Origin of the sequence: Cupriavidus taiwanensis, from assembly GCF_900250075.1 — a bacterium.
Classification (GTDB): domain Bacteria; phylum Pseudomonadota; class Gammaproteobacteria; order Burkholderiales; family Burkholderiaceae; genus Cupriavidus; species Cupriavidus taiwanensis_C.
The window spans coordinates 2,097,085-2,107,714 of sequence record NZ_LT977071.1 but is presented as its reverse complement, the minus strand read 5'-3'; the positions used below and the strand labels follow the sequence as shown (position 1 = coordinate 2,107,714).

General features: G+C 61.1%; 5 protein-coding genes. All 5 read left to right on the top strand.

Features of this window, described 5'->3' with window-relative positions; all coding sequences use genetic code 11:
- Window positions 1-20 precede the first annotated feature (20 nt).
- Genes tssH through CBM2588_RS25830 form a run of 5 tightly spaced genes read left to right on the top strand, consistent with a single transcriptional unit; the run spans window position 21 to window position 10,551 of the window.
- Window positions 21-2,750 carry a type VI secretion system ATPase TssH gene (gene tssH / locus CBM2588_RS25850; protein WP_115683128.1) on the top strand — a complete coding sequence of 910 codons (2,730 nt, stop codon included), beginning with the start codon at window positions 21-23 and terminating at the stop codon, window positions 2,748-2,750.
- A 40-nt stretch (window positions 2,751-2,790) separates the two neighbouring features.
- Window positions 2,791-5,586, top strand: coding sequence for a type VI secretion system Vgr family protein (locus CBM2588_RS25845; protein WP_115683127.1), 2,796 nt, complete (start codon window positions 2,791-2,793; stop codon window positions 5,584-5,586).
- A gap of 17 nt (window positions 5,587-5,603) precedes the next feature.
- Window positions 5,604-6,692: a DUF4123 domain-containing protein gene (locus tag CBM2588_RS25840; protein ID WP_172583665.1), complete on the top strand. Its 1,089-nt coding sequence runs from the start codon at window positions 5,604-5,606 to the stop codon at window positions 6,690-6,692.
- A 14-nt stretch (window positions 6,693-6,706) separates the two neighbouring features.
- Entirely contained in the window at window positions 6,707-9,436 is a 2,730-nt protein-coding gene (locus CBM2588_RS25835) for a T6SS effector BTH_I2691 family protein (protein WP_115683733.1), read from the top strand.
- Between the two features lie 17 nt (window positions 9,437-9,453).
- Window positions 9,454-10,551, top strand: a complete 1,098-nt coding sequence (locus CBM2588_RS25830) for an MFS transporter (RefSeq protein ID WP_115683125.1) — start codon at window positions 9,454-9,456, stop codon at window positions 10,549-10,551.
- Window positions 10,552-10,630: the final 79 nt, after the last annotated feature.

Here is a 10,630-nt window from a genome sequence, read left to right as displayed (position 1 = left end):
CTACCGGAGCCCAAGCCGCCATGGCCATTCCCCTCAAGACGTTGATCGCCAAACTGAATGCAAGCTGCCGGCAGGCCGCAGAGCGCGCCGCGTCGCTGTGCATGGCGCGCGGCAACTATGAGGTCGACCTGGAGCACCTGTTCCTGGCGTTGCTGGAAAACGCGCGCAGCGATTTCTCGGTGGCCGTGCGTGCCAGTGGCATCGATGCCTCGGCGCTGCAGCGCGACCTGGAAGCGGAAATCGCGCGCTTCAAGGACGGCAACACGCGCACGCCGGCTTTTTCGCCTTATCTGCCGAAGCTGTTCGAACATGCGTGGCTGATCGCGTCGCTCGACTCCCAGACGACCCGCATCCGATCCGGCCACCTGCTGCTGGCCTTGCTGACAGAGCCGGCGCTGGCGCCGCTGGCAGTACGCGGCTCGCATCGCTTTGCGGAGTTTGATGCGGACCGCCTCAAGCATGATTTCGACAAGCTGACCGCCGGTTCCGAAGAGCGGGAGCAGGCGGTGGACATCGCCGATGGCAGCGGGACCACGGCAAGCGCCAGCGGTGCCACGGCGGCGCCCGCGCTGACCGCGACGCCGGCGCTCGACCAGTTCACCGTCGACCTGACCCAGTCCGCCCGCGATGGCCGTATCGACCCGGTGATCGGGCGCGATGCCGAAATCCGCCAGGTCATCGACATCCTGATGCGGCGCCGGCAGAACAACCCGATCCTGACCGGCGAGGCGGGTGTCGGCAAGACCGCGGTGGTCGAAGGCCTTGCGCAGCGTATTGCGGTGGGCGACGTGCCGCCGCCGCTGCAAGGCGTGACCGTGCGTACGCTCGACATGGGGCTGCTGCAGGCCGGTGCCAGCGTGAAAGGCGAATTCGAGAATCGCCTGAAGAACGTGATCGAGGAAGTCCGCAAGAGCCCGCAGCCCATCATCCTGTTTATCGACGAAGCCCATACCATCATCGGCGCGGGCGGTCAGGCCGGGCAGAACGATGCCGCCAACCTGCTCAAGCCGGCGCTGGCGCGCGGCGAGCTGCGGACCATCGCCGCGACCACCTGGAGCGAGTACAAGAAGTACTTCGAGAAGGACGCCGCCCTGGCGCGGCGCTTCCAGGTGGTCAAGGTCGACGAGCCCAGCGAGACGCTGGCCGCAGCGATGCTGCGCGGCATGGTTCCGCTGATGGAGCGCCATTTCGGCGTGCGCGTGCTGGACGAAGCCATCACCGAGGCGGTGCGCCTGTCGCATCGCTACATCAGCGGCCGCCAACTGCCGGACAAGGCGGTCAGCGTGCTCGATACCGCTTGCGCCAAGGTGGCGCTGGGGCAGAACGCCACGCCAGGTGCGATCGAGGACGATCGCAAGGCACTTGAGCGCCTGGCCGTGGAACTGGCCGCGCTGCAGCGCGAGCAACGCGTCGGCGCCGCGCACGCGGAGCGTCTGGCAACGCTGGAAGCACAGCGTACCGAACTGGAGCAGCGCGTGGCCGCCGCCGATGCGCGCCTGGCGCAGGAGCGCGAGCTGGTGGCGCGCATCCAGGCACTGCGTACGGCACGAGAGCAGGGCAACGATGCGGAGACGGAAGCCGCCGCCCCGGCCATGGCCGCCAACAGCGATGTGGTGGCAATGCCGCGCAAGGGCAACCGCAAGGCAGCCGCGGCGGCTGTGGAACCCGACGAACTCGACCGGCTGCTGGCCGAGCTTCGTGCGCTCCAGGGTGAAGCGCCGATGGTGCCGTTGCAGGTAGACGGGCACGTGGTTTCCGAAATCGTATCGGCATGGACTGGGATTCCGCTCGGCCGCATGGTCAAGGACGAGCTGCGCACGGTGCTGAACCTGAAGCCCTTGCTTGCCGCGCGCGTGATCGGCCAGGACCATGCGCTGGATGCAATCGCCCAGCGCGTGCGCACCGCCACCGCGAACCTGGAAGATCCCAACAAGCCGCGCGGCGTATTCCTGTTCGCAGGCCCGTCCGGCGTGGGCAAGACCGAAACCGCGCTGGCGCTGGCAGACATCCTCTACGGTGGCGAACGCAAGCTCATCACCATCAACATGAGCGAGTACCAGGAAGCGCACAGCGTGTCGGGGCTGAAGGGATCGCCGCCGGGCTATGTCGGTTATGGCGAGGGCGGCGTGCTGACCGAGGCCGTGCGCCGCAATCCCTACAGCGTGGTGTTGCTGGACGAGATCGAGAAGGCCCACCCGGATGTGCTGGAGATGTTCTTCCAGGTGTTCGACAAGGGCGAGATGGACGATGCCGAGGGGCGGCCCATCGACTTCCGCAACACCATCATCATCCTGACGTCGAATGTCGGCTCGTCGGCCATCATGCAGGCCTGCCTGAACAAGCCCGCGGAGGAACTGCCTGACGCCGACGCCCTGGCCGAGATGCTGCGACCGACGCTGTACAAGGCCTTCAAGCCGGCCTTCCTGGGACGTACCAAGGTAGTGCCGTACTACCCGATTCCGGACGACGTGCTGGCGGAGATCATCACGCTCAAGCTGGGCCGCATCCGCGACCGTGTGGCCACCAACCACCAGGCGGAATTCCAGTGGGACAACGCGCTGGTCGAGGCGGTGCTGGCGCGCTGCACCGAAGTCGATGCCGGTGCGCGTGCGGTCGACCATATCCTGAACGGGACGCTGCTTCCGGAGATCGCGCAAACCGTGCTGGTGCGCATGGCAGAGGGCGGCGGCGTCGACAAGATCAAGGTCACCACGGGCAAGAACGGTGAGTTCAAGTACCGCATCAGCTGATATCGGCATGCGCGGACTCGTGACATCGCGGGAGTAATTCATGGTTTCAGCGACCGACCTGGCCAAACTGCTTGGCGCCGCTTTCTCGCAGGCCAACCGCTTGCTGCGCCTGCAGACGCCCCTTGGGCAAGACGCGCTGATGCCGGAGCAGCTGCAGGCGGCAGAGCAGCTGGACGGCGGCGGGTTCCGCATCGAACTGACGGCGGTGTCGGATAACGCCGGCATCGAGGCGCAAAGCCTGCTTGGCCAGGCCGTGCGCATCGACCTGCTGACCCAGCGCAGCCGCACCACGCTGCGGCCCTTCCATGGCCACGTTACCCGCTTTGAGCGGGTGGGCGCCAACGGCGGGCTGGCGCGCTACCGGATGGTGGTGGAGCCCTGGCTGGCCTTCCTGCGCCACCGCCGCGACAGCTTCCTGTTCCAGGACATGTCGGTGGTCGACGTGGTGGACAGCGTGTTTGGCGACTACAACGGCCAGGGCAAGCTGGTGCCGGCGTGGCGCTGGGCGCTGCGCGACGCCTCGTCCTATCCGCGCCGCAGCATCGTCACGCAGTACGAAGAGAGCGACTTCGATTTCGTGACGCGCCTGCTCGCCGAAGAAGGCTTGTTCTATTACTTCGAACATGAAGCCGGCGACGGCGAGGCGCTCGGCACGCACCGCATGGTGATCGCCGATGCCAACGATGTCTTCCAGGACAATGAGCAGGCCAGCATCCGCTTCGGCCGCGCCGATGCCACCGCTGCCGAAGACGTGATCGACCGCTGGCAAGGCGCGCGCAGGCTGCAGACCAATGCCGTGGCCGTGGCCAGCTGGGACTATCGCGCCAAGGCGGTGCGCAGCGCCGAAGCCGGTGCGCCGGCCGAGGGCAATTCCGCTGCCCCGGCCCTGCAGGACACCGACTATCCCGGCCAATACTGGTTCGAGGACGGCGACCAGGCGCAGCGCCATGCACGGCAGCTGGTGGAGGCGCTGGAAGTCCGGCGCCTGTCGTTCTCTGGCGAGGGCAGCGTGCGCACGCTGGCGCCCGCCAGCCGCTTCGTGCTGACCGGCCATTATGACTACGAGCGCGTCCAAGGAGACGACGAGCGCCGCTTTGTCGTCCTGGCGGTGGCGCATGCGGCTCGCAACAACCTGAACGAGCGCTTCAGGGACGTCATCGATCAATTGCTCGGGACAGGCCAGCCTACTGCGACGCCAGCCGAAAGTACGTCGTCCGCCGCGGACGTGCCGTTCTACCGCAACCAATTTACGGTAGTGCCGGCAAAGCTTCCATACCGCCCGCAGCAGCTTGACGGACAAGGCCGGCAACTACACCCGCGACCCACCGTCACCGGCGCACAGACCGCCATCGTCATCGGCACCGACGGTCCCGTGCATACCGACCGCGACCATCGGGTAAAGGTCCAGTTCCACTGGCAACGCGGCGCCCGCTCGGCCAGCCGGCTGGCTCATCCCGCGGGCGACGACAACGCCCGTGCCGAAGCCGGTTTGGGCACCTGGGTGCGTGTAGCGACCCCGGTTGCCGGCGCGAACTGGGGCGGCGTGGCATTGCCGCGCGTCGGCCAGGAAGTGGTGGTGGAGTTCCAGCATGGCGACATCGACCGCCCGGTGGTGATCGGCGCCGCCTACAACGGCCGCGGCCAGGCCAGCGCCCAGTACAACCAGAACCAGACCGGCGCTGCCAACGCCACCGGCAACGCACCGGCGTGGTTCGCCGGCAGCAACGAGGCCGCCGATGGCAAGCAGGACGGCAACGGCAAGCCCGACGGCCAGCAAGGCCACGCCCACAATGCGGTGCTGTCCGGCATCAAGACCCAGGCCCTCGGCCACAGCCAGGACGGTACCGGCGGCTACAACCAGCTGGTCTTCGACGATACCTCGGGACAAAGCCGCACCCTGCTATCCACCACACAAGCGGCTTCGGCCCTGACGCTGGGCCACCACCTTGAGCAGCGCGACAATGCCCGCCAGGCAGCACTCGGTCACGGCGCCGCGCTGGAAACCGCAGACAGCGGCGCCTTGCGAGGCGGCGCAGGCATGCTGCTGACCGCGCACGGCGCCGGCAGCAATGTGCCCTTGCTCGACAGCGAGGGCGCTGCAACGCAGGTGGAAGCCAGTGCCGAACTGCTGACCTCGCTGGCCGATGTCGCGCGCAAACAGAAGGCGGACTTGCCGGACGAACCGGCTCCCGCCGAACTGCCCGCCATCGCCAAGCTGAAGCACACCACCGAAGTGCTGCGCCATACGGAAACAGGAACCGATGGCAAGGCCAGCGCCACTGCCTATAACGAGCCCCACCTGCAGGTGTCAGCACCCAAGGGCATCGCCGCAACCACGCCCGCCGATGCGGTGCTGGTCGCTGGTACGCAGCTGACGGTGGCGGCGCAAAAGGATGCCAATGTGGCGGCGGGTGGGAATCTGTCGGTGGCGGTGGCGGATGGGCTGAGCTTGTTTACGCATGGCAAAGGTGGGGGTGAGTCCGCGGCTGGGATTGCCATGCATGCGGCGAGCGGGAAGGTGGGCGTTGCCAGCTTGCAGGGACAGAGCCGCATTGCCGCCGAAAAACTGGTGACGGTGTCCTCGTCCCAGGGAGCGGTCAATGTGCAGGCGAAGGAGCATGTGCTGTTGAATGCGGCGGGGGCGCAGATCCGGGTGCTGGGGAACACGATTGAGGTCCATGCGCGGGGGATGACTACGTTTAAGGGGGCGCAGCACTTGTTTGTGGGGCCGGGGGGTAGTGGCAATAGTAATGCCATGCCGAATGGGACCCTAAAAGGCTGCGATGTACAAGAGGCGTATAGCGCCGCTGCCGGCGAAGCTTCTGTTTCCCGTTAGCACGTCATATGGTCCAAATGCAAGAACCCCTCCCGTCAACACCGATGTCCTATCTTGGGGAATCCGAGAGTCCCCGTCGGTTCCAGTTTATTGCGCTGTGCAAGTCGCTGTCGAAAGCCTATGCCGACCTGGCCTCCAAGGCAGGCCCCAGAGAATCTATCTGCGCATACTTGTTGCTTGATCGATGGAATGAAGCAGAGCTGGCCGAGGACTTTACTTCGCACTTTCCCATTGAAGCAAGCCAGCGAATTGCTGTTCCTGACAGTCACTTCAAGGGGCGTGAAGATTCCGCGCCTTGTCTAGTTCCCATGCCTAGCGCTATGTTTCCTGCCCCGTCAGGTACGGGGTCGCTTGCAGAAGCCAAGGCTCAAGAGCAACTTGCACGGTGGCTGGAACTGACGTGGCAACAGTCCCAAAAGCGGCTGGTGAGCATATCGCTCTGCGCCATTCTTTTCTCTGATCAGCCCATTACAACAGTCGCCGACCATTTTGCCCTTTTGGGGGTGCAGATGCCACCTGGCGGCGGGCCGTCCAGACTCTTTCGATATCAGGATCCTCGCGTAATGCAAAGGGTGTGGCCCCGGTTGTCCCACGATCAGCAAATGCGATGGCTGGGGCCAGTCAGGCAGTGGTGGGCTATCGTCCAGCCATGGGGGGCCATGGACCTGGGTCAACTGATCGGTGATGACTTAACGAATTCAGCTGATCCGCATTGGTTGTGTGCACATGGCTCAGATACCGGAGCCAAACCGACGAGCGGCCACGAGATTCATCAGCTTTTCCAGAAGGAACAATGGCAATGCGCTCACGGGGCGTCGGCTGGCAATCTCGTGTGGCAAAGGCTTGCTATGGATGCCATCAGACTTGAAGATCAGCTTGACGGCAGGCAAATGAACTCACTACTTGATATGGGAAACACCCTAGGCCTGGCGGGCCGTGATTTGAAGGACTTTGTCTGGTGTAGTTGGCGCTATCGGGGCGAAGCGCCCGCAGTAGACTGGCGCAACGAAAGATGGAAGTCCATCTTGGACGGAGTGCTTGCAACAATCAGAAATGACCCGGATACAGGATTTGCTGAAGCGCTGAATGCGCAACTGTCCGATTGAACAGCGAGAAGCCCATGACGTGTGCTACACCGTGCGAGCAATGCAACCGCAAAGGTCTGCCTATCCTGTTTACGCGCTACGCAGCGGCATACAGTCCTAGAGCCGAGGGAATGGAACTGCTTGCTGCCCATACGCCCGGCGGGCAGTTTCAAACCAACCCCGGCGGAGTTCCGCTGAAGACAGGCCGTTACGTCGTGCGCATGCTGCGCACCGGTTTTCTGTACTTGTGCATTGAACGCGTGGGTGAACTGGAATGGAAAGGCTATGCAGTTCACCCACATGGTTATCTGAATGAATTTCCGGTGATGTTGCCGGAGAATGCTGCGCCAAAAGTTGCCTGCGCACGGGATGCGCGCCAGGCCAACAACAGCCTGGTGTGGCTGGAAGATGCCAAGAAGGTGACGGCATTGTGGTATATGTTCCATCCCGATCCTGTTGACGCCCGCCATTTGAAGCAGGAGCTCGAGCCGAATCGTGCAAAGTACATGCAGCGCCTCAACGTCGCAGCATGGCTGGGTGGCAACACCCAGCAGAAGGATTCCTGTGAGCCGTTGTCACTTGACAAGCAAGTGCTTGAGTACGCCGCGCTTCGCAGTGAGTCATTGCAGCGCCTCGGAAATGAGCAGTGCTTCGGTCTAATGGGCGCTACGCCACGTGAGCGCAGTTGGGGCAGCTACGACGAACTGCGCAACGGCAAGCATTTCGTAGAGAATGCCGCGGGAGCGGTGGTTGGGATGGCAATAGGACCGCATACCGTCCACGTCAAACAACCTGCTTACGCAGAGGCTCATGGGCCGCGTCTTGAGGGAATTCGTAAGTTCCTGCTAGACAACAACGGCGCCGTCGTAGCATGCGAGGATGCGATAGGCATTGCACAGGAATTGAGCCTCCATCACCTGAGCGCTGCCATTCCCTATATGGATTGGTTGAAGGAGACGGATAGCAACAAGGTCAGCAATGAATGGAAAGATAGTGCAAGCCGCAGTATACAGACGATCAGGGCGGCCCTGGAGAAACAGGTAATCTCGACGTACGACGGTCAGACCGAAAACCTTCGTGACGTGCATGAACGGATGGGCGAACACTATCCCGGTTCTGACAGTCCGATGCCCGTAAGACTGCCGCGGCCTGACGGCACCTACGAGTTGATCTCTGTACAGGAGCTAAATCGGCGCAGGCGAGAGGCGATCCAAAAGGACATAGACACGCGCGTCGCGGAACGGGGCGAGATCGAAAAGAAGGCAAACGAGGACGCGCTCGCTAAGATTGCCGCGAACTGTGACATGGCTGCCGTGCACGCATTCGACGCACTGCACCAGAAACAGATCGAGAAGCGCGATAAGTTGCTGGACCGTCTTGCCGACGACCTGATCGTCTGGCTAAAGGCCGACAGCTTTATCGACAATGCATTGGCACGATACAGTGAGACGGCTCCGATCGAATCGGGGGACGGTATGCGCTGTGCCGGCCAGTTGTGCGCCATCCTGCTTCAGCTTGACAACAGTAGCCGGGGGCGGGACTGGTATGCTGCCCTGGACACCTTTACACCCGGTAAGAAGAATCTGGTTTGGCGAATGCTGAGCCTGAACAATGCTCAGGTAAGCCAGGAGTTGGTCGCTGCGTTGCAGCGACTGGCCGATCCTTTGCCTGTTCCCGGTCAAGCTATTGAAGAAGCGAAGGACAATGCCCGCACTCAAAAGGCATATGCCGACATGGTGGCGGCCTTGGGGTCCATGAGCAAAACGTTATCTAGCGCCGAGAAGATCGAGAAGGAATGGCAGACTGTAGCCGATGGCACTGCGAAGCCTGGACAGCGTATAGAGGCGCTGGTGAAAGTTGGCAAGGCGGCTAAAGATAGCATGGCGGCGGTATTGTTTGCGGCAGTTGTGGGAAAGATAAAGGCGCTTGCGCCTAGCCGCATGGAAAACGCTGTCGCGCAGGGGCAGGCACTGATACTGGCGAGGGGACTCGGCATTCAAGCGATGGCGTTCCTTAAGCAAGAGCAAGCTGCGGCACTTGAGCGACCTCTGCTGAGGCAAGCCAATTCGATCCAGCGTCGGATAGAGGCGAGAATTCGCGAAGGTGGGGCAAATAGCGCCATGCAAGAATTGCGAATCAAGCATGCCGTCTGTGCAATTGCGGCGCTGTCTATTTTTCCGGCGATTGGTCGAGCTGATGCGCGTCGCGACATGCGGACAATGACGGAGCTAGCGGGAGCATTGGCATCCGTCGTTGGTACGCTTAAGGAAGTTCGAACGGACTTCTATGAGAAGGCATTCTTTAAAACAGTGCCTGATTGGGCATATAAGACTCATCGTGCGGGCGTTGCGGCTGTAACGGGAGACGAACTCCTTCGTCTGAAAGGAGTCGCTGCAAGATATGTTGCAGCGGGAGCTGTGGTCGTGGTCGTCTGGGATGCGGTTGACTGCGTGGTTGCTATTAAGGAGCGGAATAAGGAGCTTGCCGCGGCTTATGTGGGCAGAGCAATGTCGGGAGTGGTGTCTATAGGCGGGACTCTTTGGAGTGCGGGGTTTCACAAAGTGCCAATCTGGTTGACGCGTGTAAACCTTATCACCGCCATTGTTTCCGTCGCACTAACCGCGATAATAGCTGGTTTAAAGGGAAAGGCATGGATCAACTGGCTAAATGCACAGCCATTTCGGCATGCAAGTAGCAAGAAGCTTCCGTTTGTCAGTGAAGAGAAGATGATGCAGGGGCTCGCAGAGGCGATATCAGAGATTTAATAGATTGGGTGATAGTTATGTTTGATGTTGAGGCGGGATTGCATAATTATAAAAAAAAGATCGGTGCAAAAAGGGCGATTGAATTTGTTGCCGACATAAATCGGCATACTAAATTGTTTTCCCCTGCTCAAGCTGGTAAGGGCTTTGAGAAGCCGATGTTGAATTGGCGTAGAACGCTACTGGATTATAATGAGCATTTCATCGAATTAAGTAATATGGGGGAGGAGAATAGGGGTACTGTGTTTATGCTTGCGTGCGTCATATTGTTTGCAGTTTTGATGGGTATTGGTGGCGCTGCATATATCTCTTTTGAGTTCAGCTTCGATATTTTGACGGTTGTGGTCTGGTTTGCCCCTCTGGGGGCATTCTTGTTTGGTTGGGCGATGTGGCCACATCAGATTGGGCCGAATTTTTTTACCCATCTTCGTGCCCGTTACCGATTCAATCGAACAACCCGTAAGGTATATGTTCTGCGCCCCGACCGCTACGGCGGCAACGTCGTGCTCGATTGGAGTCGTGTGCAGGCTCACCCGAACTGGTGTGCGCCGCGCGAGATGGAGCCCGACGAGATCGATGACAAGTGCGCGCGTCAGCGTCGTCAGGAAAATGCAGGAGGCACACTTCGCATTTGTGGCCTGGTGCTGTATTGGCCACCGTTCGATCCTAGCGATCCCGAGCGAAAAGGCGAGGACGTGCTCTGGGTGGGGCCGAAGCGATCGGGAGAAAATCTCTGGCAGTATATCCGCACATTCATGGAGGATGGCATCGATAAGGTTCCGGTTCCCAATGAGTATGAGTGGCTGCGTAAAGGTTTTCATTCTCCATCGCAGCACGTTGAGGAGACCGAATTGGGCCCCTCTCGAGCATTGGACGACCTCGGCGGACGAGGCAAGGACTCGATACAAACACAGACTCTCTTTGTAGGGTCGATGATCTGGGCCCCATTGCATTGCTTGGCTGAGCGGTTGTGCAAATGGCCCACGTTTCCGACCGAGTGGAACAGTGATTGCGGGATGAGGCGGCGGGAGGATGGAATTGGGCCGGAGGAGCCGTTACGATGGAAACCTGTTGCCAATGCCGGAAGTAGCCAGAAAAGTGAGCCAGTGATGAGCTAACTAGCTTCTGCATGCTGGGATAGTGTTAATGTCTATTAGTCTAGCTAGCGGAAGCGTTCATTTGTCGTGCGAGCGAATT